This is a genomic window from Thermococcus sp. (assembly GCF_026991495.1).
In the GTDB taxonomy this organism is placed as follows: Archaea; Methanobacteriota_B; Thermococci; order Thermococcales; family Thermococcaceae; genus Thermococcus.
In genome coordinates this window covers 1-20,746 of record NZ_JALXBJ010000066.1, presented here as the reverse complement: position 1 = coordinate 20,746, position 20,746 = coordinate 1, and the positions used below count along the sequence as shown (strand labels likewise).

Annotated in this window: 24 protein-coding genes; 13 read left to right on the top strand and 11 right to left on the bottom strand. The window is 56.2% G+C overall.

Annotated elements, in window-relative coordinates; all coding sequences use genetic code 11:
- The first annotated feature begins 106 nt into the window (after positions 1-106).
- The gene (locus MVB78_RS08030) at positions 107-649 is read left to right on the top strand and encodes a [protein ADP-ribosylglutamate] hydrolase (protein WP_297490168.1); all 543 of its coding nucleotides are present in this window, start codon (positions 107-109) and stop codon (positions 647-649) included.
- Here the strand turns inward: MVB78_RS08030 and MVB78_RS08025 are convergent.
- Together MVB78_RS08025 and MVB78_RS08020 are read right to left on the bottom strand one after the other, a co-directional pair.
- Positions 646-1,884: a preprotein translocase subunit SecD gene (locus tag MVB78_RS08025; RefSeq protein ID WP_297490115.1), complete on the bottom strand. Its 1,239-nt coding sequence runs from the start codon at positions 1,882-1,884 to the stop codon at positions 646-648. The genes MVB78_RS08030 and MVB78_RS08025 overlap by 4 nt on opposite strands.
- A complete protein-coding gene (locus tag MVB78_RS08020) occupies positions 1,884-2,819 on the bottom strand; it encodes a protein translocase subunit SecF (protein WP_297490113.1) in 936 nt (311 codons plus the stop codon). The genes MVB78_RS08025 and MVB78_RS08020 overlap by 1 nt, the downstream gene beginning before the upstream one ends.
- 165 nt (positions 2,820-2,984) lie before the next feature.
- Between MVB78_RS08020 and speD the strand changes: the two genes are divergently transcribed.
- Positions 2,985-3,407 carry an adenosylmethionine decarboxylase gene (gene speD, locus MVB78_RS08015; RefSeq protein WP_297490166.1) on the top strand — a complete coding sequence of 141 codons (423 nt, stop codon included), beginning with the start codon at positions 2,985-2,987 and terminating at the stop codon, positions 3,405-3,407.
- Between the two features lie 6 nt (positions 3,408-3,413).
- Here the strand turns inward: speD and MVB78_RS08010 are convergent, their stop codons facing one another.
- The 3 genes from MVB78_RS08010 to MVB78_RS08000 form a co-directional block, all read right to left on the bottom strand.
- Positions 3,414-3,902, bottom strand: coding sequence for a hypothetical protein (locus tag MVB78_RS08010; protein ID WP_297490164.1), 489 nt, complete (start codon positions 3,900-3,902; stop codon positions 3,414-3,416).
- Positions 3,903-3,926: 24 nt separating this feature from the next.
- Positions 3,927-4,670, bottom strand: coding sequence for a KaiC domain-containing protein (locus MVB78_RS08005; protein ID WP_297490111.1), 744 nt, complete (start codon positions 4,668-4,670; stop codon positions 3,927-3,929).
- An 84-nt stretch (positions 4,671-4,754) separates the two neighbouring features.
- A complete protein-coding gene (locus MVB78_RS08000; protein WP_297490109.1) occupies positions 4,755-5,255 on the bottom strand; it encodes a hypothetical protein in 501 nt (166 codons plus the stop codon).
- Between the two features lie 74 nt (positions 5,256-5,329).
- Here MVB78_RS08000 and MVB78_RS07995 point away from each other — a divergent pair, with 74 nt between their 5' ends.
- Complete coding sequence (locus MVB78_RS07995; protein ID WP_297490107.1) at positions 5,330-6,154, top strand: DUF835 domain-containing protein; 825 nt, start codon at positions 5,330-5,332, stop codon at positions 6,152-6,154.
- Positions 6,155-6,160: 6 nt separating this feature from the next.
- Here the strand turns inward: MVB78_RS07995 and MVB78_RS07990 are convergent, their stop codons facing one another.
- Positions 6,161-6,664, bottom strand: coding sequence for a YkgJ family cysteine cluster protein (locus tag MVB78_RS07990; RefSeq protein WP_297490105.1), 504 nt, complete (start codon positions 6,662-6,664; stop codon positions 6,161-6,163).
- A gap of 121 nt (positions 6,665-6,785) precedes the next feature.
- Between MVB78_RS07990 and MVB78_RS07985 the strand changes: the two genes are divergently transcribed.
- The gene (locus MVB78_RS07985) at positions 6,786-7,556 is read left to right on the top strand and encodes a potassium channel family protein (RefSeq protein ID WP_297490162.1); all 771 of its coding nucleotides are present in this window, start codon (positions 6,786-6,788) and stop codon (positions 7,554-7,556) included.
- Here MVB78_RS07985 and MVB78_RS07980 read toward each other — a convergent pair.
- A complete protein-coding gene (locus tag MVB78_RS07980) occupies positions 7,553-9,322 on the bottom strand; it encodes a tRNA uridine(34) 5-carboxymethylaminomethyl modification radical SAM/GNAT enzyme Elp3 (RefSeq protein ID WP_297490103.1) in 1,770 nt (589 codons plus the stop codon). The genes MVB78_RS07985 and MVB78_RS07980 overlap by 4 nt on opposite strands.
- 96 nt (positions 9,323-9,418) lie before the next feature.
- On the opposite strand from MVB78_RS07980, the gene MVB78_RS07975 reads away from it, so the two are divergent.
- On the top strand, positions 9,419-10,171 hold the full coding sequence (locus MVB78_RS07975) for a Nif3-like dinuclear metal center hexameric protein (protein ID WP_297490160.1): 753 nt from the start codon (positions 9,419-9,421) through the stop codon (positions 10,169-10,171).
- On the opposite strand, the gene coaD is transcribed toward MVB78_RS07975, so the two are convergent.
- Genes coaD through MVB78_RS07960 form a run of 3 tightly spaced genes read right to left on the bottom strand, consistent with a single transcriptional unit; the run spans position 10,168 to position 12,412 of the window.
- On the bottom strand, positions 10,168-10,641 hold the full coding sequence (coaD, locus tag MVB78_RS07970) for a phosphopantetheine adenylyltransferase (protein ID WP_297490101.1): 474 nt from the start codon (positions 10,639-10,641) through the stop codon (positions 10,168-10,170). The genes MVB78_RS07975 and coaD overlap by 4 nt on opposite strands.
- A gap of 9 nt (positions 10,642-10,650) precedes the next feature.
- Entirely contained in the window at positions 10,651-11,424 is a 774-nt protein-coding gene (locus MVB78_RS07965) for a DUF835 domain-containing protein (protein ID WP_297490099.1), read from the bottom strand.
- A gap of 10 nt (positions 11,425-11,434) precedes the next feature.
- Entirely contained in the window at positions 11,435-12,412 is a 978-nt protein-coding gene (locus MVB78_RS07960) for a bifunctional N(6)-L-threonylcarbamoyladenine synthase/serine/threonine protein kinase (protein WP_297490097.1), read from the bottom strand.
- A gap of 117 nt (positions 12,413-12,529) precedes the next feature.
- Between MVB78_RS07960 and hflX the strand changes: the two genes are divergently transcribed.
- The gene (hflX, locus tag MVB78_RS07955; protein WP_297490158.1) at positions 12,530-13,840 is read left to right on the top strand and encodes a GTPase HflX; all 1,311 of its coding nucleotides are present in this window, start codon (positions 12,530-12,532) and stop codon (positions 13,838-13,840) included.
- On the opposite strand, the gene MVB78_RS07950 is transcribed toward hflX, so the two are convergent.
- Entirely contained in the window at positions 13,796-14,758 is a 963-nt protein-coding gene (locus MVB78_RS07950) for an inorganic phosphate transporter (protein WP_297490095.1), read from the bottom strand. The genes hflX and MVB78_RS07950 overlap by 45 nt on opposite strands.
- A gap of 224 nt (positions 14,759-14,982) precedes the next feature.
- On the opposite strand from MVB78_RS07950, the gene MVB78_RS07945 reads away from it, so the two are divergent.
- Genes MVB78_RS07945 through porB form a run of 7 tightly spaced genes read left to right on the top strand, consistent with a single transcriptional unit; the run spans position 14,983 to position 20,608 of the window.
- Complete coding sequence (locus MVB78_RS07945; RefSeq protein ID WP_297490093.1) at positions 14,983-15,540, top strand: pyruvate/ketoisovalerate ferredoxin oxidoreductase subunit gamma; 558 nt, start codon at positions 14,983-14,985, stop codon at positions 15,538-15,540.
- A 33-nt stretch (positions 15,541-15,573) separates the two neighbouring features.
- Positions 15,574-15,900 carry a 3-methyl-2-oxobutanoate dehydrogenase subunit delta gene (locus tag MVB78_RS07940; protein WP_297490091.1) on the top strand — a complete coding sequence of 109 codons (327 nt, stop codon included), beginning with the start codon at positions 15,574-15,576 and terminating at the stop codon, positions 15,898-15,900.
- Position 15,901: 1 nt separating this feature from the next.
- Positions 15,902-17,089 (top strand): pyruvate ferredoxin oxidoreductase, encoded by a 1,188-nt coding sequence (gene porA / locus MVB78_RS07935; protein WP_297490089.1) that lies wholly within the window; start codon positions 15,902-15,904, stop codon positions 17,087-17,089.
- Positions 17,090-17,094: 5 nt separating this feature from the next.
- On the top strand, positions 17,095-18,030 hold the full coding sequence (locus MVB78_RS07930; RefSeq protein ID WP_297490087.1) for a 3-methyl-2-oxobutanoate dehydrogenase subunit beta: 936 nt from the start codon (positions 17,095-17,097) through the stop codon (positions 18,028-18,030).
- 58 nt (positions 18,031-18,088) lie between these two features.
- Complete coding sequence (porD, locus tag MVB78_RS07925; RefSeq protein WP_297490156.1) at positions 18,089-18,406, top strand: pyruvate synthase subunit PorD; 318 nt, start codon at positions 18,089-18,091, stop codon at positions 18,404-18,406.
- An 11-nt stretch (positions 18,407-18,417) separates the two neighbouring features.
- On the top strand, positions 18,418-19,602 hold the full coding sequence (gene porA, locus MVB78_RS07920) for a pyruvate synthase subunit PorA (protein ID WP_297490085.1): 1,185 nt from the start codon (positions 18,418-18,420) through the stop codon (positions 19,600-19,602).
- 10 nt (positions 19,603-19,612) lie between these two features.
- Positions 19,613-20,608 carry a pyruvate synthase subunit PorB gene (gene porB / locus MVB78_RS07915; protein WP_297490154.1) on the top strand — a complete coding sequence of 332 codons (996 nt, stop codon included), beginning with the start codon at positions 19,613-19,615 and terminating at the stop codon, positions 20,606-20,608.
- The last annotated feature ends 138 nt before the right edge of the window (positions 20,609-20,746 follow it).

Genomic DNA, 20,746 nt, shown 5'->3' with positions numbered 1-20,746 from the left:
TGCTATATATAGATTTTTGTCGAAACGGAAACTCTAATGTCTCAATGTGTTCATCACCAATGGTTAAAGTTAAGGGGGGATGGAAGAAAGGGCTCCGGTGGTGGGGATGTTTGAAATCGTCCGCGGGGACATAACGCGCTTCTCTGCCGAGGCGATAGTGAACGCGGCGAACCGCTATTTAGAACACGGGGGCGGGGTCGCCTACGCCATAGCCAAAGCCGCAGCGGGAAACGTTCACGAATACGTCAGGATAAGCAAGGAGGCGATGCGCGAGCAGCTCGGGAAGGACTCAATGGGGCACGGGGAGGTCGTCGTAACTCCAGCGATGAGGCTTGAGAAGTTTGGGATTAAGTACGTCATCCACACCGTTGGCCCGTACTGCGGTGGGGTCTGGGGTGTGGATAAGAAAGAAAAGCTGAAAAAGGCCATCCTCGGCGCACTGAGCAAGGCGGAGGAGCTTGGGGCTAGGAGCATAGCATTTCCAGCGATAAGCGCTGGAATCTACGGCTGTCCGCTTGAGGAGGTCGTTAAAACTTTCAGGGAAACTGTTGAGGAGTTCGAGAGGGAAGCGAAGAGCGTTGAGAGAATCTACCTGGTGCTTTACTCGGAGAGGGACTATGAGAGGGCAGTAAAAACACTGAAAAACTAACGCCGCTTAAGCAATGGGACAACCAAAGCCAATGGCAATAAAAAGCCCGGTCCGCAGATGGTCTTCCCAGCTTTAGACGCTGTGGCCGCTGTTGAACTTTTGGCTTTTGTCCCAGGGGAAGTTTTAGATGGGCTTTGACTCTCGGTTGACTGCGTGCTTTCGAGAACCCTCCACCCGGTAACCTCAAGCTTTACGGGCAGAGAGCCGCTCCGGAGGACGCTGTGTATCCTCCTCGCCTCCGCTAAAGCCGCTTCCTTCGTGGCCGCTGATCCCGTCAGTTCCAAGAGCTCCGGCGACTTCAGGGCAGGGTCGAAGGCCAGAGTGTAGGGCCCGTAGAGGTTTAGAATCCTCGTAATGAAGTTTTTCATGCTCTCCTTTGGCTTGGGGGTGAAGTATAAGACGCGGAGCTTTAAGCCGTCCTTTAGGGTTATGCCCCTGACCCCATCGTAGAGACCCTTTGGGACGTCCGCCAAGACTACCCCCTCCTTTCCAAGCTTGGTCGCGTTGGAGACTATCTCTTCAGCGCTCTGGTTGGTGTACGGAATCACCGTATCGTTGAAGGCCTTTTTCAGCCTCTCGGGAAGTGGAAGGGGGCCCTGAGCGACGTTGCCCATGAAATCCGCTGAGTTCATCTCTCTGTAAGCTCTCCCCGAGACCACTATGAGTGCGTTGGTTGGTGGGTCGAGGAATATATCAACCGGCCAGCCGAATTTGCCGCTCGCCACCATCTTGAAGTTCTCCTGGGCCTTTCCTGAGAGGGTAAAGCCAACGTGCCAGCAGGTTGGGCACTTCTGGGGGTCGAGCCCCCACTGTCCGGAGGGGACGCTCACCTCCGCTCCAGTCGCAAAGATCACCCCGTTGAACTCCATGTAAAGAACACCCTGACTCTCTATCAGCTCCTTTATCTGCTTGGCCTCCTCAAGGGTCACGTTGGCAACTTTGACCACTATTAAACTCTGCCCGGTCTCCGGGTCGTGCTGGGCCTCTATCGTTATATCCTTCACGCCGAAGGTGTTCAGCCTGTTCTGGAGGGAGGTTATTATGCCGTTGACTGTATCCCCGCTTATGGGCTTCTCTGGTTTTGCCACTAAGGCAACCCCGCCGCCTATGTCTATTCCATAGGTTAGCCCGTTGGCGGCCAATGCCGCCAGTGAGCCGACAAGGAAGGTGATAAGCAGGAGAACCTTCCAGTTCAAGAGGAGCTTTTTGAGGCTCTTCCTTCTCCTCTTAGCCATTACCTACCCCTCCCGAGCTTTATTGTGAACCTGTGGCTCCCTGAGAGGTACCACCTCAGCACACCCGCGTTGAGTATCCATGTGTTCATGAAGTCCGCCAAGAGGCCGAAGATGAGGACGATGCTGATGTTGTCTATCACCTGCGACGTCGAGATGAGCCAGAGAACCGTCAGGGCGCCCAGTGTGGTCGTGCTCATGGCGAACCCAGTTGAAACCGCGCTCAGGTAGGCGTCCTCCATGGTGTCCTCCTTTCTCCTGAGGAGCCTCGTCGTAAGGAGTATGTTGCTGTCTACCGTGTAACCTATGAGCATCAGGAGCGCCGCTATGGTAGCCGTCGTCAGGTCGATTCCGAGGAGGGCCATCGTTGCGAGGGCTATAGTCATGTCCGAGAAGGCCGAGAAGATTATCGTGCCCGAGGGAACGAGGTCTCTGAAGAACAGTAGCACCACCACGGCCATACCTAAGAAAGCGTATATCACCGCCTTTATCCCCTGCCTCTGGGCTATCCGGCCGAAGGTCGGATCTACCTTCCTCGGGGTTATGTCCGCGTTGGGGTACTTCTCCTTTATTGCCGATATTATGGAGTCTATGTTGGCGTTAGCAGGTGCGTACAGCCTTATCCCGCTGACCCTTGTTATTGGATCGGAAAAGCCCTCACCACGTACCTGAAAGCCAGTCTGGCTCTGGACGTATTTGGCAAGGGAACCGGGGGTTGCGTCAACGTGGTAAACCGTTACCACAACGCCTCCCTTGAGGTCTATCCCCATCCCGGGGGGGTGGACGGCGAGTATCAGGGCCGCCGCCAAAAACACCAACAGGGGGTAGACTATCATCTTCCTGTAGTTCATTTTAATAAGAAAGGACAGCCTCCTCCTTCGCTTCTCGATCGTCATGTCCCTGGGGGGGACGTTTTGAGCCTTCTTTTTCGATGCCATGATCACACCCCGCTGTGCTTTTGAGGACGTTCCTCACAGTTCAGTCTACCGACATAATAACGCCATCGGGTTTTAAAATTAGTGGTGCCCTGAGGATGGACAGGTTGCAGTCTCGCGGGCTTAAGTTTAAAAGGGGATGGTGGAGAGAGAAGGGGGGTGAGGGCCATGGGGGAGGTAGACACCATCGGGTTCCACTACGTTGTTGAAGCTGCTGGCTGCGATCCCGGCATTTTGGGCGATGCCAACAGGCTGAGGGAGATATTTCTTGAGGCTGCGAGACTCGGGAAGATGGAGGTCAAGATGACGCACTTCTTCAAGTTCTCCCCAACCGGTGTGAGTGGTATGGTAGTCGTTGCCGAGAGCCACCTCTCAATACACACCTGGCCGGAGAGGGGCTACGCCGCGATAGACGTCTACACCTGCGGCACGAAGGCCGACCCCGAGGGTGCCGTTGACTACATCCTCGACAAGATAAAGGCCAAGTACGCCCACGTCTCCGAGATAAAGCGCGGCATCTACGAGGACGACGACACGTACACCCACATGATAATGACATGGGAGGAGGCTCTCAGAAGAAATGGGAAATAGGGGGATTTACCCCATTCTCTCAAGGAGATCCCTGAGGGCCCTGCGGACGTTCTCTACCTTGGCCTCAAGCTGCCTCTTCTCTTTCTCGAGCTCTTCCTTCTCCCGCCTGAGCTTCTCGCACTCCTCTGCGGGAACTAACTCGCCGCCCTTGGCCAGAACCTCGATGTTTTTAACGAGCTCGTCGAGCTTTCCCTGCTTAATCTGCTCGTAGGTCTCCCTGACGAGCTGGCCCGCCTTGGTCTCTCCCTTGAGGTGCTTCCTTATCGTTGCCTCCGTCCTTCCAAGCTCCTCCGCTATCTCCGGAACGGTCATGCCGGCCTTCTCCCTGGCTATCGCCCCAGCGGCTACTGCTAAGCTGTCAACCCATGTCAGCCTCTCGGATGGATCCTTTATCAGCTCTATGACCTCTGGCCTAAACAAGGTCGCGAAGAGGAGCACGCTTTCGAGCCTGTGTACCTCCTCCCTCCCGATCGGGTTCAGCGGAACCTCCACCATCTCCACCACCTCCGTTCAGTTTTGTCAGAGCTCGACAACCCCTTTTCTCTTGAGCACCTTGTCCGGGTAGACCACTATCCCCTCTCCCGTTATCTCGAAGGGGTGCCTCCTCATGGAGTGGCTCGTCCCGCGCATCTTCCAGACTATCAGCGAGCGCTTAAGCTCGCCGTCTATCTCATCGAGGTCGAGGCGGATTATGCCGTCGACGCCGTGTTCAACACCGGGCCCGCCGAAGCCGCGTTCGCCGACGCTTATCTGGCTGACGAAGATGCTCGTAACGCCGAGACCTGCTAAGACCCTCTTCAGCTGCATAACTATGCCCCTCGCGAGGGCCGGTTTGTTGATGTAGAGGGTTGTAACCGAGTCAATGACAACGCGCTTGGCGTTGATGTCCTTGATGGCCGTCCTCAGGACGTCTACGAACTCCCTGACGTCGGTGAGGTCGTGGACTATGTACCTCTCGTACTCCTTGCTCTTGCCTATGCCAGCGGTGAAGGCATCAACCATAGCGAACAGTCCTTCATCCTCGTACTTCCTGACGTCCCAGCCGAACCCGGCCATGTTCCCCCTCACCTGAACGGGGTGCTCCTCCAAGGCCACGTAAACCCCGGGTTCGCCCATATGAAGCCCGTTCCAGAGGAATTGCTGGCTGAAGATGGTTTTTCCAGTGCCGGGGCCACCGCTGAGCAAAACGACGTTCCTCTCCGGGATCCCTCCGTGGAGTATCTCGTCCATACCGGGGATGCCCGTCTTAACCCTCCTGACCATGAGCGCCACCTCCTTTAGTTACCTTTCGTTACTATTGAGTTCTGTCCCCCAACCCCTTAAAAAGGTTACGTCGGGTAAGAAAAGTCAGTGCTTCCTCCTGAGGAGCTCCCCGATGTCGGCGACGTTGAGGATGAACTTTTTCCCGCTTTCCGGGTTTATTCTGCCTATGCCGAGGATCACGCCGTTCTCGTCGTAGATTACGAGTTTCTTCGTCCCCCGCCAGTTGTAAGAGCGCACGCCGCTCCTCGGGACGTCCTTTCCGGTGGTGAAGAGGAAGCCCGCCTTTGGAGTTAGGACGGCATAGTTCCTCTCAACATTAACGAAGTAGAAGAACTCGACGTTGGGATAGAACTTCTCGATGAGGTTGTCCACCTTTATCGTGCCCACGAAGGTTCCGTAGGCGTAGGGCTTGAGCTTAAGTCCCTCTATCTCCCTCCACACCCTATCGTTCACCGCGTAAACGTCTCTAAAGCGGCCCTCAACGACGGCGAAGGTGTCCTGTCTCAGCTCGCCGTACTTCTCGGCCTCCCGGAGTATCAGCTCGTACTCCCATGCCGATGCCCTTCGGTACCTCAGCCCATCCATCCGCCCAAGTTCGGTGGGGGACTTAAAAGCTTAACCCTGCGAAAGGTTTAATACCTGAGGGGCCAACTTCAATTATGCACATAGTTTCCAGGGGCTACTTCGTGAGGGACCTGATAGTTTTGATCCTCTCGCTCATGATAGTCGCCCTCCTCCTTCTGATGGAGAAGAACACCAAGAGGAACCTCCGCTTCAGGTACTTCATCCGCGTCTTCAATTCACTTTTAGGGGCTTTTATCCTCGTGGCCCTCGCCCAGGTGATAGGGGTTCTCCTGAGGACGGACGTCCTGTACGGGAACGCTGCTTTTTCGGTGGTCCGTTCCGTTCTCCTAACCTTTGGGGCGTTTTTTCTCTTCATTTCCTCGATTCTGCTCTACATCCCCTTCGCCAAGAACAGGTACTCCATAGTACCAATCGCCGTTGAACCAACCGGAAAGTTCTCCTACGGGGGCTACTTTGGGGACAGGGAAACCGCTTACAGGCTCTTTATTGAGCTGACCAAGGGGCAGAGGATCCCTGGCCTCGCCGTGACGAGGGATCCCCCGGACGTATTCAGGAGGAGGCTCGGGCTCAAGCTCGTGCCCGTGATATGGATCTCTAAGGTTAACCATGAGGACGCGGTCGAGCCCACGAAGCTTGCACCCCTGTGGGACAACATCAGGAGGTTCTTTGAGGAGACCAACATGGACAAGGTCGTTCTTATAGACTGCCTTGAGTACCTGATACTCGAAAACGGGGATAAAGCCGTCCTCAAGCTCATAATGAACCTCAAGGACATAGCCTCCATGAACAGGGGGATGCTCATCGTTGTGGCCGACGGGGAGGCGGTGGACGAAAAGACCATGGGGATTCTCTCGTCGGAGCTGAGGCCAGTGGGAGAGCTCGAAGGGTACCTCAAGTGAGGCGCTCTATTTGAGAAGCCCCAATAGGCCGTCAACGTCAGTTCTCTCAAGCTCCCTCTCGAACTCGATACCGAGTTCGGCTATCTCCTCCGGTGCTATCGTCGTTTCAGGCTCCTCCGCGTTTACCCCCGGGCAGCTCTCGTCGTAGTAGAGCCACAGCGTTTGACCCCTGTAGTTGAAAGGCTTCTCGCCCTCAACCCCGAGGGGTCTCTTAGAGACCATGAAGGGATAAATCCTGCATATCGCTGGCCTAACGGCGTGAACCCTGCACTTTCCGGTTTCCGGGTCGTGGAAGACGCAGCCGAGATCCCACTCCCTCACGCTGAGGACGAAGTGGACCTTGCCCCCCTCTATGAAGATCGTGAGGAACTCCTCGGGGTCTTCCCCGGCTCTCATAAGCCTCTCTATGTCCTTTAAGGTCAGGTAGACGTGTCTCCCCCTGCAGCAGTCGAGGCAGTAGAGGCATCTGAAGGAAACCGGCTCCGTGAAGGGCCTCGGTTTGAAGCGCATCCCTCTTCCTCCAGCTTAAAAGTTCTTCCCCTTTCAGGCCAGAGCCCTTTACCCCATAAAAGGCTTTCGAAGTCGGCAGAAGTTTTAAAACGTTCCCCGCGAGATAGTGCAGGGGATTTCCTTGATAGCCCTCATCTCGTTGATCCTCGTCATAACGCTCTCAATGGCAATCGTGAGGGTGGGGGCTATAGCCCTCGAAATGACGGGCCTCTCAAAGGATATCGCCTCGTTCCAGGCCCAGTCCGCCTTCTCAGGTGCGGGATTCACGACGAGCGAGAGCGAGTACGTTGTCTCCCACCCCGTCAGGAGAAAAATAATCAGGGTTCTGATCTTCTTGGGGAGCGCGGGAATTACCTCCGCCGTAGCCACCCTCGTCCTGACCTTCGCAGGAAGGAGCAGGAACGAGGCCATAACATCGATCTCAATCCTCACCCTGAGCTTACTCCTCCTCTACCTCATCTTCACATCCAAGAGGGCTGAGCGCTGGATGAGGCGCTGGATAAAGCGCTTTTTGGCTAAAGCCTTCCCTCAACTGAGGGTTTACGACTACAGCCAGCTCTTGGGCATAACAAAGGGCTATTCCATCTCCCAGATAAAGGTAAGGAGGAGAAGCTGGCTGGCGAACAAGAGCCTTAAGGAGCTGAAGCTTGATAAGGAAGGGATCCTCGTGCTCGGAATATACAGGAAGACGGAGAAAGGGGAGGTCTACGTCGGTGCGCCGACCGGCGAGACCGTAGTCCTTCCCGGCGATTTGCTCATCTGCTACGGCCCGGAGGAGGCGTTGGTAAGGCTCTCGAAGAGGCTCAAGGGAAGCAAAGGGGACATGGAGCACGAAAAGGCCGTAAAGGAAGCCGAGATGAAGAGGCTCCAGGAGGAGATGATAACGGCTTAGGTGTTGAGGTGCGCGTCAAACTCTCCGCTCTTTTTGTATTCTGAGTAGCCCCTATCGAGCCTCTTCGCGACGTAGGGACCGTTCTTTCTGTAGCCGAACTTTCTGTAATATTCTCTAACTCCAACGCCGCTGATGACGAGCATTTTCTTGACCTCGAACTCCTCGCGGGCTATCCTCTCTGCCTCGCTCAAAAGCTCCCTTCCGTAGCCGCGGTGCTGCCACTCGTACTTCGGCTTCCCGCCTATTGGCACGAGGGGGCCGTAGACGTGGAGCTCCCTGACTATAGCTGAGGGGCAGCAGTTTACCTCCTTCCTGTGGGCCCTCTCGCTCGGAATCCTCAGGCGGAGAAATCCTATTAGAATGTCGTTTTTCACATCTTCAAAGCTGAGGAATATCTCCTTCCCTCCAGCTGCCTCATACTCCTCGCGGAGGAGCCTTATGTGATCCACCTCGGGCTCAACCCCAAACTTCTGCATCTGGTGGCCGACTTCTCTAAAGCGAATCTCCCTCGGCCTTATGCCGCGCTTAACCAGCTCGTTGAAGACTAACTGACCGAGGTTCGAGTGCTTAACGCCGGCAACTATGAGCTTCGCCGGGATGTCGCGCTGGATTCTCATGACGCGAACCCACTTGGGGAAGAACTTGTAGGCCTCAACGAGGAGCTCAACAGCTTCTTCCGTCGTGTACGGGCGATATTTGCCGGCCTTATACCACGCGTAGAGAGGGGCATCTGCGGTGACGAGGGTAGGGTATATCTTGAGCATATCCGGCCTGAAGCGGGGGTCCTCGAATATCGTCCTGAAGGTGTACAAATCCCTCTCGAAGTTGCTCCCCGGCAAACCGGGCATTATGTGGTAGTTGATTTTCAAACCAGCGTCCCTCAAAAGCTGTGTGGCCTTGACTATCTCCTCAACCCCGTGTCCCCGCCTGGTCCTCTCGTGGATGAAGTTGAAAACCGTTTGAACGCCGAGCTCAACCCTGGTCGTTCCAAAGCGGAGCATCCTGTCTATCTGCCTCTCGAAGGCCCAGTCAGGTCTCGTCTCAATGGTTAAACCCACCATCCTGGCTCTGGCTTTCTCGTTCTTCCTCTGCTCGTCCTCAAGGTAGTAGTAGGGTTTCCTGTGGGTTTTAAGCCAGGCTTCCCTGAACTTGGGGTCTTCCTCCAAAACGGACTTATCCCCCTTGACTATCAGCCTGACAAGTTTATCCTCAAGGTTCTCTATCTCCCTGAAGTACGGAAAGTCGTTCATCGCCTTAAAGGCCTCTTTGACGTACCACTCCTGGTAATCGAGGTCAACGGCCGGAAAAGTCCCCCCCTGGATTATCACTTCAACCTTGTCAACGTCGTGGCCTATGTCGGTGAGCTGTTTAAGGCGACGCATCATGATGATGTAAGGATGATAGGCGCTCTGGACGGCCCTTAGCGCGGAGGGTTCCTTCCCGGTGTAGCTCTGGGGAGAACCGACGCTCGGCCCGCCGGGGCAGTAGATGCACCTTCCATGGGGGCAGGGAAAGGGCTTCGTCATCATGGCAACTACCGCGACTCCACTTATCGTCCTCGTAGGCTTCCTCTTTAGGAGCTCCCTAAAGCGCTCGCGCTCCTCCGCAGGAATGGCCTTTAGGATGTCGGAGTTGCCCGGTATCCTTGAGAGGTGATACTTCCTGGAAACGACTATCTTGTAGCGGTTGAGCTCCTCCCTGCCCTTTATCTCGCCGGCTAAGACTGCCCTCGCTATCTCCTCAACGGCCTTCTCAAACTTGCCCATCCCAACACCTCTTGACACCTCTAAGGTGCGGTTTTAAAAGGGTTTGCTGGATACATTCAGTTAGTGAATTATTCACAAAGTGAACAGGTGATGCCCATGAACCGCGACGAGTTAGTTGCATTCCTGGACGATTACCTCCAAGTTTCGGCCTATCCAGACAAGTCCAGCAACGGCCTCCAGGTTGAAGGGAAGGAAGAGGTTAAACGCGTTGCCTTCGCCGTTGATGCAACGCTGAAAACTATCGAGCGTGCCGCAAAAGGAAAAGCTGACATGCTCGTCGTTCACCACGGCATGATATGGGGTGGGCTGAGCTACGTAACGGGTATACATTACAAGCGTTTAAAGGCCCTCCTCGAGAGCGGCCTGAACCTCTACGTCGCTCATCTCCCGCTGGATGCCCACCCCGAGGTCGGGAACAACGTTGGGCTTTTGAGGCTCCTCGACCTTGAGCCAAAGGGCTCCTTCGGGGACTACAGGGGCCTCTCCATAGGATTCTGGGGAGAGTTTGGGGAAAGCCAGCCAATCGAGAAGGTCGCTCGGATAATAGCGGAGAAGCTCGATGCAACGGTAAAAACCTACGAGTTCGGGAAGCGCGAGATTAAAACCGTCGGAGCGGTCAGCGGGGCTGGAGCGTTCGCCCTTGAAGAGGCGTGGAGGAGGGGGATTGACCTGCTCATAACCGGTGAGTTCGGCCACGCGGACTACCTGACGGCGATGGATCTACCGCAGAGCGTTTTAGTTGCCGGCCACTACAAGACTGAAACCCTCGGGGTGAAGGCTCTGATGGAGCTTTTAAGGGAGAAGCTCGGCCTGGAGGTCTTCTTCATAGACGAACCGACGGGTCTTTAATTTTTTACCGGGTTCCCGAGGGGGTCTATGAGGCCGGCCCGTATTAGGGATGAGCTTATCTTGGGCCCTATCCTGCTCTTTACGAGTTTTATAGTGATTATATCGAGTTCCGGGAGGTTCTTCTCCCTCCTGGCCCTGTTAACTATTAGGGCTCCTTTGTAAGTCTCCTCGCTTACAACGATGGCCTCCAGACTTTTTATCCTGTCCGTAAAACCTATGGCGTTGTGGATCTTCATAACGCGGTAGTTGGAGTAGTTGTTGACCTCGAAGAACTTGAGAAGATCCCGGAGGCGGAGCCCGTAGGGGAGGATTTTCTCCGCGTAGGGCTTGTTGAGTATCATCTCGTCCGAAGTTAAGCCGACGTAGACGTACTCCCCAATCTCAAAGGCCTTTCTCAGCAGAGCCTTGTGACCGAGGTGGAGCCTGTCGAAGGTTCCCCCGACGACGACCTTCCGGTAGGGCCTTCCCATGGCGGACCCTCACAGGGGTTCAAACTCCCTCAGTATAAGCGCCTTCTGCCTACCGTCTAAGGTGCCCTCCTCCACGAACATTACGAGGGCGTTTTCGCTGGCAACGACGTGATCCTTTAGGTTCACCAGGAATTTGAAAACAGCAGGGAAGTCGTTGTAGAGTAGGAGGTACTCTATGCAGTCCAGGACGATTATAGCCCTCTCCTTCCCCTTGATGAACTTTATGACCTGATCCTGGATGACGTGCAGGTGCGTTGGTGGGATCCCCTTATCGGTGGCCTGGGTTATCCAAACCACGCCCACGAACTCCCCCAGTCCCTGGTACAGGTAGGGGTTCCTCGTGAACACCAGCGCGGGGACCTTAAGCGACCTTATGAGGTCTATGACCTCGAATATCTTCCCCCGGGAGCCCATGACGACGAAGGCCCCCTTGAGCTTCTCCGACTCCTTCATGTTCTTTTGGGGCTCCTTGACCTCTGGGATGTAGGAGCGCTCTAAGAGGAGGACGTACAGAACGGTGGTGTATATGACCCCTATTATTGATATCGAATAGCAGACCGCGTAGATAACCTCGGCGTGGGGTATCACAACGAAGTCGTTTATAAGGTCTATCGTCCTTCCGAGAACCCCAAAGAATATGAACAAGGCGGTATAACGGACGAAAGTCCTGAGTTCGGCGGCGTAGCGGTTCCACCTCTTGAGGAAGAAGTACCACACGTAAACGAGTGCCGTTAAGACGGCAACGTCGTAGACCAGCTGATAGAGGGGCACTATCAATTTCATCGAGGCCACCTTAACCCCACGTTACTTTAACCTCATCGGTGCGGAACTTCTGTTTTACTACGGTCTCCTCAATCTTAAACCTTACGCCCCCGAGGTACATCCTTAAACCGGTGTAAGCTATCATCGCCCCGTTGTCCCTGCAGAGGTCGTAGGGCGGGACGAAGAACTCAACTCCCCTTTCAGAAGTCATCGCCTTGAGCATCTCGCGGAGTCTGTTGTTTGCCGCAACGCCCCCAACGAGGACTACCTCTTCCTTGCCGGTGTGGGCAACGGCCCTCTCCGTGACCTCCACCAGGGCAGCGAAAGCGGTCTCCTGGAAAGAATATGCCAAGTCCTCGACGCGGTACTTTCCGGTGCGGTACTTCCTCACAGCCTCGGTCAGAACCCCTGAGAAGCTGAGATCCATCCCCTTGACCGCGTAGGGGAGCTCTATGTATCTCTCTCCCTTCTGAGCGAGCCTCTCTATCTTCGGCCCGCCCGGAAAGCCGAGGCCGAGTTCCCTCGCGAAGGTGTCTATGGCGTTCCCTATGCCTATGTCGAGGGTCTCACCGAAGACGCGGTAGCGGCCGCCCTCTAAAGCGAGAACCTGTGTGTTGCCGCCGCTAACGTAGAGGCCGACCGGATCCTTAACCCCGAACATCTTGGTGATCTCGACGTGGGCTATGCAGTGGTTAACCCCAACTATCGGCTTGCCGTACCTTATGGCCAAGGCCCTCGCGGCTGTGGCGGCAACGCGGAGGCATGGACCGAGGCCCGGCCCCTGGGAGAACGCCACGATATCTACCTCGTCCATGCCCACGCCGGCCTCTTCGAAGGCCTTCCTGAGGAGGGGCTTCAAAAGCTTGGCGTGGTGCTCCGCGGCCTCCTTGGGGTGTATGCCGCCCTTCTCGGTAGTAAGGGTGTCGAACACGTTGGCGAGAACCTTCCTCTCTGTGACGATGCCTATGCCGAGTGTGTGCGCGGTTCCCTCTATACCCAGCGCCATCATACAAACGGCTGATGGCAAGCCCCGTTAAAAAGGTTTGGGGCTGAAATAATTATAAGGATAGACCGGAAGGGAAAGCTGGGAAGCCCTTTGAGCACTCCCCGAGTGGGTGTGAAGGGGATGAAAGCAATAGGCGTCATCAGGTATTCAAGGGGAGAATCCCCCAGCAGGGAGGAGTTCGAGGAGCTCCTGAGGAGCGCGGGCTACGATGTTTTAGCCGTGGTGGAGCAGAAACGGGAGGAGCATCCCGGCTACAACATAGGGAGGGGAAAGCTTGAAGAGCTTAGGCGGCTTGTGAGGGAGCTCAGGCCGGATAGGGTGGTCTTTGCCAACAGGCTCACACCAAGTCAGGCCTACAACCTCTGGAAGGAGCTCAGGGTTGACGTGATAGACAGATGGCAGCTGGTCCTTGAGATATTTGAGAAGAGGGCGCACTCTAAGGAGGCGAAGCTTCAAGTCGAGCTCGCTTCCCTGCACTACGAGATCCCCTTCGTCAAGGAGGCCATAAGGAGGATACGCCTCGGAGACAGGGCGGGCTTCAAGGGCATGGGCGAGTACCAGACCAGGCAGTACCTCAGGCACGTCCGCAGGAGGATGGGAAGGATCAGGAAGAGGCTTGAGAAGATAAGGGAGGACAGGGAGATAAGGAGGAAGAGGAGGGAGGAGTTAGGGTTCCTGCTCGTCGCGCTCGCGGGCTACACGAACGCGGGGAAGTCCACCCTCCTCAACGCCCTCGCCGGGGAAAGACTCGAAGCCGGGAACCAGATGTTCACAACGCTCGACACAACGACGAGGCGCTTCGGCCTCGGGCGCAGGAGGGTCTTGGTTACAGATACGGTTGGGTTCATAGACAACCTTCCCCCCTTCATAGTCGAGGCCTTCCACTCAACGCTTGAGGAGATAGTCAGGGCGGACGTTGTTCTGCTCGTTCTCGATGCGAGCGAACCGTGGGGGGAAGTCAAGAGGAAGCTCCTCGCCTCCCTGAGGATTCTAAAGGAGCTGAAGGCCCTCCAAAAGCCCACCCTCATAGTGATGAACAAGGTTGACCTCTTGGGTAGGGAGGAGGCCGAGGAGAAAAGGCGCAGGGTGGTTGAGTTATGCGAGCTCTACGCCCCGAGCGTGAGGGGTGTTGTCGCGGCATCGGCAAAGGAGGGGGAGCTGGAAGGGCTCTACAAAGCCCTTGAGGATCTGATACCCCACCTTCCAAAATACCGGCCCCTTGAGGTAGTCGTGCCCAACGGGACGGATCCTGCGAGGGTTGTCAGCTTCATCGAGTCCGTGGGGGAGGTTTTAGGCGTGGACTACTCGGATCCTGTTAGGGTGAAGGCCCTCCTCCCCCTCGGGGCACTGAAGGAGCTGGGGAAGTTCGGCATCAAGGTCGAGGCCCTAAACGAGGCCGACCACGGCGAAGAGCCGGTAAACGATGAATGAGATGATTATGGCTATTGTCGGGGTGGCCACCCAGCCGAAGAGGATGTCCCAGATTACCTTCCTGTCAACGCCCCCTCCCGTCGTCAGTCCGACCCCCACCACACCGCCCACTATCGCCTGGCTTGAGCTCACGGGGAGGCCGACCATGTTGGCCATGCTGACCGCTATCGCCGAGCCAAACTGGGCCGCGAAGGCCGAGATAGGGCCGAGGGCGGTTATCTTCTTCCCAACGGTGTGTATGACGGCGTAGCTGAAGGTGAGTGAACCCGTGGCGAGGCTTAAGGCTACGATGACCCCGGCCGCCCTCGGCTCTAAGAAGCCCGCCCCCACCACGGGGCCCGAGGCGTTTGCAACTTCGTTCGTCCCGAAGTTGAAGGCCATGTAGGCCCCTCCGAGGATCGCTAACGTTTTGTAGAACAGTTCTATCATTGAGACGCTCTTCATCCTTGACACAACAGCCCCGTAGAACCTGTAGAGAACAGCGGCGAGAACCCCGGCGAGGATCGGGGAGATGACCCACGCGGCCGCTATCTCCTCCATCGTTTTCCAGTTTATGGGGGCGTTTATGCTCAGTCCGACCCCGAGGACACCGCCAACTATCGCTTGGGTCGTTGAAACGGGGAGGCCCTTTATGGTGGCTATAGTAACCCAGACGCCGGCGGAGAGAAGGGCTATAACCGCGAGCTCAAGTGTAAGGTATCCGGGGGGGATTATACCCTTCCCGACGGTTTTCATGACTTTATAACCCCTCAGGTAAGCCCCCATCAGCGTGAAGATGGCTATCGTCAGTGTGGCCTGCCTGAAGCTCAGGATGCCCGCACCCACGGCAGTTCCCATAGCGTTGGCCGAATCGTTGGAGCCTATGTTCCAGGCGATGTAAAAGGCGGTTGCGATGAGGGCGATGCCCACTGCTTCCATTCGATCACCCCGGCTATATAGATTATATTGCGGTTCATAGACTATTTAACCGCCCTTTAAAAGATTTTGCTGGAGGTTCCCTTAGAATCCTCCATCTAAAAAGCGCTGATGCCGCTTCCTGTTCACTTCTACCCATCTTTCATCCGAAGGAGCTTAAACCGATACCGAAACATAAATAAATGCCCCCGGCCAACTTCAGGTGAAAACTCCAAGGAGGCAGGAAGATGATTGAGGTACGTTTTCACGGTAGGGGTGGACAGGGCGCCGTTACGGCCGCCAACATCTTGGCCTCTTCAGCGTTTAAGGAAGGAAAATACGTCCAGGCGTTCCCGTTCTTCGGAGTTGAAAGGCGTGGGGCGCCGGTTACCGCTTTCACAAGGATAGACGACAAGCCCATAAGGATAAAGACCCAGATCTACGAGCCGGATATAGTTGTGGTTCTCGACCCGAGCCTCTTGGAAACCGTTGACGTTACGGCCGGACTCAAGGACGGCGGGACAGTCATAGTAAACACTGAGAAGAGCAAGGACGAGGTTCTGAAGGAGCTCAAGAAGAAGCCGGCGAAGTTAGCACTCGTAGATGCGACGACAATAGCCCTCGAAGTCCTCGGTTTGCCGATAACCAACACCGCGATCCTCGGTGCCGTCGCAAAGGCCACGGGTATAGTCGGCCTTGACTACGTTAAGGAGGCCATAAAGGAGACCTTCTCCGGGGCACTCGGCGAGAAGAACGCCAAGGCCGCCGAAGAGGCCTACAACAAGACAGTCGTCTACGAGCTCTGATCTTCTCTTCCCTTCCTTAACTCAAAGGTGGTGATGGGATTGGAGAACACCCTGTTCGGGGAGAAGAAAGCCGAGGCGAGGAAGCTGACCTTCCGGTCTATCGAGCAGTATCCGGAGGCCCCGGTAAGCCTCGGCACTACTTTGAGCAACTTCACAGGGGACTGGAGAACTTTCATGCCCGTTATAGATGAGAGTAAGTGCGTCAAGTGCTATATCTGCTGGAAGTTCTGCCCGGAGCCTGCAATCTACATCAAGCCCGACGGTTATGTAGCTGTGGACTACGACTACTGTAAGGGCTGCGGGATATGCGCCAACGAGTGCCCGACCAACGCGATAACGATGGAGAAGGAGGAGAAGTGAAATGGTCGAGTACAAGCCGATTAGAAAAGTTGTGAGCGGCAACTACGCCGCTGCATACGCGGTCAAGCACGCGCGCGTTCAGGTCGTCGCCGCTTACCCGATCACGCCCCAGACGAGCATCATAGAGAAGATAGCCGAGTTCATAGCCAACGGCGAGACCGACATCCAGTACGTCCCGGTTGAGAGCGAGCACTCGGCAATGGCCGCCACAATCGGAGCTTCGGCAACAGGGGCGAGGGCCTTCACAGCCACCGCCGCCCAGGGACTCGCTTTAATGCACGAGATGCTCCACTGGGCGAGCGGTGCGAGGCTGCCGATAGTCATGGTAGACGTCAACAGGGCCATGGCCCCCCCATGGAGCGTCTGGGACGACCAGACCGACAGCTTGGCCCAGCGCGACACTGGCTGGATGCAGTTCTACGCCGAGAACAACCAGGAGGTTTACGACGGTGTTCTGATGGCATTCAAGGTGGCCGAGACAGTCAACGTTCCGGTAATGGTCGTCGAGAGCGCCTTCATCCTAAGCCACACCTACGACGTTGTCGAGATGATCCCCCAGGAGCTTGTTGACGAGTTCCTTCCGCCGAGGAAGCCCCTCTACACGCTCACTGACTTCGACAACCCGATATCGGTTGGTGCTTTGGCGACTCCAGCGGACTACTACGAGTTCCGCTACAAGTTAGCCAAGGCCCACGAAGACGCTAAAAAGGTCATCAAGGAGGTCGGAAAGGAGTTCGGAGAGCGCTTTGGAAGGGACTACAGCGACATGATAGAGAAGGGCCACGTGGACGATGCCGACTTCGTCTTCATGGGCCTGGGCTCGCTCATGGGAACCGTTAAGGAGGCAGTTGACCTTTTGAGGAGCGAGGGCTACAAGGTCGGCTACGCGAAGGTGAGGTGGTTCCGCCCGTTCCCGCGGGAAGAGCTTCTCGAGATAGCCGAGAAGGTCAAGGGGATAGCGGTCTTGGACAGGAACTTCTCCTTCGGACAGGAGGGCATACTCTTCAACGAGGCCAAAGGAGCGCTCTACGGCACCGGTGCGAGGCCGATAATGAAGAACTACATCGTCGGGCTCGGCGGAAGGGACTTCACGGTCAGAGACGTCAGGGCCATAGCCGAGAACATGAAGGAGATAATAGAGAGCGGAAAGCTCGATAGAGAGGTTGAGTGGTTCCACCTCAAGAGGTGAGGGAGATGGAGATTCCCGAGAGCGTTAAGAAGAGGCTGACCCTCCCCGCGGAGGAGCACTTCTACGCCGGTCATACGGCCTGCCAGGGCTGCGGCGCTTCCCTCGGCCTTAGGTACGTCCTCAAGGCCTACGGGAGGAAAACGATAGTCGTCATCCCGGCCTGCTGTTCGACGATCATAGCCGGTGCCTGGCCCTACAACACCCTCGACGCCAACCTCTTCCACACCGCTTTTGAGACCACCGGCGCGGTTATGAGCGGCATCGAGGCCGCTTTGAAGGCGATGGGATACAAGGTTAAGGGCGAGGATGGAGTAATGGTGGTCGGCTGGGCCGGTGACGGCGGAACAGCTGACATAGGCCTCCAAGCTTTAAGCGGCTTCCTTGAGAGGGGGCACGATGCGGTCTACATAATGTACGACAACGAGGCCTACATGAACACCGGGATCCAGAGGAGCGGTTCAACGCCCTACGGTGCCTGGACGACCAACACCCCCGGAGGAAAGAGGCACTTTTTGGAGAAGAGGCACAAGAAGAAGGTCATAGACATAGTCATAGCCCACGAGGTTCCCTACGCGGCAACCGCGAGCGTTGCCTACCCCGAGGACTTCATAAGGAAGCTCAGGAAGGCGAAGGAGATACCCGGACCGAGCTTCATCCAGCTCTTCAGCCCGTGCCCGACCGGGTGGAGAAGCCCGACAGACAAGAGCATTGAGATAGCCCGCCTGGCAGTTCAGACCGCCTACTTCCCGCTCTTCGAGTACGAGAACGGCAAGTACAGGATAAACATGCCTTCCACGAGGAAGGAACCGAAGCCCATAGAGGAGTTCCTCAAGCTCCAGGGCCGCTTCAAGTACATGACCAAGGAGGACGTTGAGATACTCCAGCGGTGGGTCAACCACGAGTGGGAGAAGCTGAAGAAGCTCGCGGGGGTCTTCGGCTGACCCTTTCCTTGTTTGATAGTGTTTGAGTCCCAAATGAAAACTCACAGGGGTGATAGGTATGGCTGAAAGCCCGTTTAAGGCCGACATCGAGAGGGTTGAGAGGGAGTACAGCGAAAAGATGACCCCAGGCGCGATAGCCCGTATCCCGGGGAGCAGCGTCATAAACAAAACGGGCTCGTGGAGGGTCTTCATGCCCGAGTTCAACCGCGACAAGTGCGTCCGCTGCTACCTCTGCTACATCTACTGCCCCGAGCCGGCTATCTACCTCGACGAGGAGAACTACCCGGTCTTCGACTACAACTACTGTAAGGGCTGCGGGATATGCGCCAACGAGTGCCCGACCAACGCGATAGTTATGGTTAGGGAGGCTAAGTGAGGTGGTGGAAGATGCCGATTAGAACCGTTATGAAGGCCAACGAAGCCGCCGCCTGGGCGGCCAAGCTTGCAAAGCCGAAGGTCATAGCGGCTTTCCCGATTACTCCATCGACGCTCGTTCCCGAGAAGATCAGCGAGTTCGTCGCCAACGGCGAACTCGACGCCGAGTTCATAAAGGTCGAGAGCGAGCACTCAGCGATTTCGGCCTGTGTTGGAGCTTCAGCGGCCGGCGTTAGAACCTTCACGGCAACGGCCTCCCAGGGCCTCGCCCTGATGCACGAGGTTCTCTTCATAGCAGCAGGAATGCGCCTTCCAATCGTTGTTGCCGTTGGAAACCGCTCTCTCTCGGCACCGATCAACATCTGGAACGACTGGCAGGACAGCATAAGCCAGCGCGACACTGGCTGGATGCAGTTCTACGCCGAGAACAACCAGGAAGCTTTGGATCTCATACTCATAGCCTTCAAGGTTGCCGAAGACGAGAGGGTTCTTCTCCCGGCGATGATAGGCTTCGACGCATTCATCCTGACCCACACGGTCGAGCCCGTGGAGATACCGGACCAGGAGGCTGTGGACGAGTTCCTCGGTGAGTACGAGCCTAAACATGCCTATCTCGACCCGGCTAAGCCGATAACCCAGGGCACCTTAGCGTTCCCGGCCCACTACATGGAGGCCCGCTACACCGTCTGGGAGGCCAACGAGAACGCCAAGAAGGTCATTGACGAGGTCTTTGAGGAGTTCGAGAAGCGCTTTGGCAGGAAGTACAGCAAGGTGGAGGAGTACAGAACTGACGACGCCGAGATAGTGCTCGTCACCATGGGCTCTTTAGCCGGAACGGTGAAGGAGTACGTTGACCACCTCAGGGAGAAGGGAGTGAAGGTCGGCGCTGCAAAGCTCACAGTTTACCGCCCGTTCCCGGCGGAGGAGGTCAGGAAGCTGGCAAAGAAGGCGAAGGTCATAGCGCTCCTTGAGAAGAACGTCACCTTCAGCGTCGGCGGGGCCCTCTTCCAGGACTTCAGCAGGGCTCTTGTGAACCAGAAGGAGAAGCCCATACTGATAGACTTCATCCTCGGACTCGGCGGCAGGGACGTTACCTTCGGGAACCTCGATGAGGTGGTAGGCATAGCCCAGAAGGCCATCGCCGGTGAGGAGTTTGATGAGGTCAACTGGATCGGCCTGAGGAAGGAGATACTGTGAGGTGATGAAGATGGCCGTTAGGAAGCCCCCGATCACAACTCGCGAGTACTGGGCGCCTGGACATGCAGCCTGCGCCGGCTGCGGGTGCGCTACCGCCCTTAAGTTAGCTACCAAGGCCTTCAGCGAGGCCATGGAAGAAAAATACGGTGATCCGAACGCCTTCGCCATAGCCCAGGCAACGGGATGCATGGAGGTCGTCTCGGCGGTCTTCCCGTACACCGCCTGGAGGGCCCCGTGGATTCACGTGGCTTTTGAGAACGCTGCAGCTGCAGCAAGCGGCGTTGAGGCAGCGTGGAAGAAGCTCGGAAGGAAGGGAAAGATATTGGCTATAGGCGGTGACGGCGGAACAGCAGATATTGGTATGCAGGCCCTCTCGGGAATGCTCGAGAGGAGGCACAACGTGGTCTATTTGATGTACGACAACGAGGCCTACATGAACACGGGAATCCAGCGCTCAAGTTCAACGCCCTATGGGGCCTGGACTACAACTTCACCGCCCGGAAAGTACTCAATCGGTGAGGACAAGCCCAAGAAGTGGGTTGCTCTGATCGCTGCAGCCCACCAGATACCCTACGCAGCAACCGCCAGCATAGGGAACGCCTTCGACTTCGTCAGGAAGATGAAGAAGGCAGCAAAGGTCGAGGGCCCGGCCTTCGTCCAGGTTCACTGCACCTGCCCGACCGGCTGGAAGAGCCCCCTTGAGAAGGGCGTTGAGATAGCCCGCTTAGCTATCGAGACCGGTGTCTGGCCGCTCTTCGAGATAGAGAACGGCGACTTCTTCCACATAAAGATACAGCCGCCCGGAGGGGGAGCGAAGGTCAAGCGCGAGGGAGGAAAGGTCGTCGCCATCGAGTTCAAGAAGCCCATCGAGGAGTACCTTAAGTTACAGGGCAGGTTCAAGCACCTCTTCAAGAGGCCGGAAGCGATAGACGAGATGCGCGAGCAGATCAAGGCCATGTGGAAGGTTCTCGGAGTTGACGTCACCCTCCCCAAGCCAGGGGAGTGAGCCCATTTCCATTTTTCTTTTGAAAGCCTTGCCCTTTGGGGCGGGGATGCAATAAACCACCCAAAAGCCATCAAGCGAGAAAGCAAACCATTTTAAAACCCAAAGACAATACCATACTTTGAAATGAAACAAACAGTA

What these genes read in the sequence shown, in the direction of transcription:
- MVB78_RS08030 (WP_297490168.1), top strand. Translation starts at nt 107, where the DNA reads ATGTTTGAAATCGTCCGCGGGGACATAACGCGCTTCTCTGCCGAGGCG.
- MVB78_RS08025 (WP_297490115.1), bottom strand. Translation starts at nt 1,884, where the DNA reads ATGGCTAAGAGGAGAAGGAAGAGCCTCAAAAAGCTCCTCTTGAACTGG.
- MVB78_RS08020 (WP_297490113.1), bottom strand. Translation starts at nt 2,819, where the DNA reads ATGGCATCGAAAAAGAAGGCTCAAAACGTCCCCCCCAGGGACATGACG.
- speD (WP_297490166.1), top strand. Translation starts at nt 2,985, where the DNA reads ATGGGGGAGGTAGACACCATCGGGTTCCACTACGTTGTTGAAGCTGCT.
- MVB78_RS08010 (WP_297490164.1), bottom strand. Translation starts at nt 3,902, where the DNA reads ATGGTGGAGGTTCCGCTGAACCCGATCGGGAGGGAGGAGGTACACAGG.
- MVB78_RS08005 (WP_297490111.1), bottom strand. Translation starts at nt 4,670, where the DNA reads ATGGTCAGGAGGGTTAAGACGGGCATCCCCGGTATGGACGAGATACTC.
- MVB78_RS08000 (WP_297490109.1), bottom strand. Translation starts at nt 5,255, where the DNA reads ATGGATGGGCTGAGGTACCGAAGGGCATCGGCATGGGAGTACGAGCTG.
- MVB78_RS07995 (WP_297490107.1), top strand. Translation starts at nt 5,330, where the DNA reads ATGCACATAGTTTCCAGGGGCTACTTCGTGAGGGACCTGATAGTTTTG.
- MVB78_RS07990 (WP_297490105.1), bottom strand. Translation starts at nt 6,664, where the DNA reads ATGCGCTTCAAACCGAGGCCCTTCACGGAGCCGGTTTCCTTCAGATGC.
- MVB78_RS07980 (WP_297490103.1), bottom strand. Translation starts at nt 9,322, where the DNA reads ATGGGCAAGTTTGAGAAGGCCGTTGAGGAGATAGCGAGGGCAGTCTTA.
- MVB78_RS07975 (WP_297490160.1), top strand. Translation starts at nt 9,419, where the DNA reads ATGAACCGCGACGAGTTAGTTGCATTCCTGGACGATTACCTCCAAGTT.
- coaD (WP_297490101.1), bottom strand. Translation starts at nt 10,641, where the DNA reads ATGGGAAGGCCCTACCGGAAGGTCGTCGTCGGGGGAACCTTCGACAGG.
- MVB78_RS07965 (WP_297490099.1), bottom strand. Translation starts at nt 11,424, where the DNA reads ATGAAATTGATAGTGCCCCTCTATCAGCTGGTCTACGACGTTGCCGTC.
- MVB78_RS07960 (WP_297490097.1), bottom strand. Translation starts at nt 12,412, where the DNA reads ATGATGGCGCTGGGTATAGAGGGAACCGCGCACACACTCGGCATAGGC.
- hflX (WP_297490158.1), top strand. Translation starts at nt 12,530, where the DNA reads ATGAAAGCAATAGGCGTCATCAGGTATTCAAGGGGAGAATCCCCCAGC.
- MVB78_RS07950 (WP_297490095.1), bottom strand. Translation starts at nt 14,758, where the DNA reads ATGGAAGCAGTGGGCATCGCCCTCATCGCAACCGCCTTTTACATCGCC.
- MVB78_RS07945 (WP_297490093.1), top strand. Translation starts at nt 14,983, where the DNA reads ATGATTGAGGTACGTTTTCACGGTAGGGGTGGACAGGGCGCCGTTACG.
- MVB78_RS07940 (WP_297490091.1), top strand. Translation starts at nt 15,574, where the DNA reads ATGGGATTGGAGAACACCCTGTTCGGGGAGAAGAAAGCCGAGGCGAGG.
- porA (WP_297490089.1), top strand. Translation starts at nt 15,902, where the DNA reads ATGGTCGAGTACAAGCCGATTAGAAAAGTTGTGAGCGGCAACTACGCC.
- MVB78_RS07930 (WP_297490087.1), top strand. Translation starts at nt 17,095, where the DNA reads ATGGAGATTCCCGAGAGCGTTAAGAAGAGGCTGACCCTCCCCGCGGAG.
- porD (WP_297490156.1), top strand. Translation starts at nt 18,089, where the DNA reads ATGGCTGAAAGCCCGTTTAAGGCCGACATCGAGAGGGTTGAGAGGGAG.
- porA (WP_297490085.1), top strand. Translation starts at nt 18,418, where the DNA reads ATGCCGATTAGAACCGTTATGAAGGCCAACGAAGCCGCCGCCTGGGCG.
- porB (WP_297490154.1), top strand. Translation starts at nt 19,613, where the DNA reads ATGGCCGTTAGGAAGCCCCCGATCACAACTCGCGAGTACTGGGCGCCT.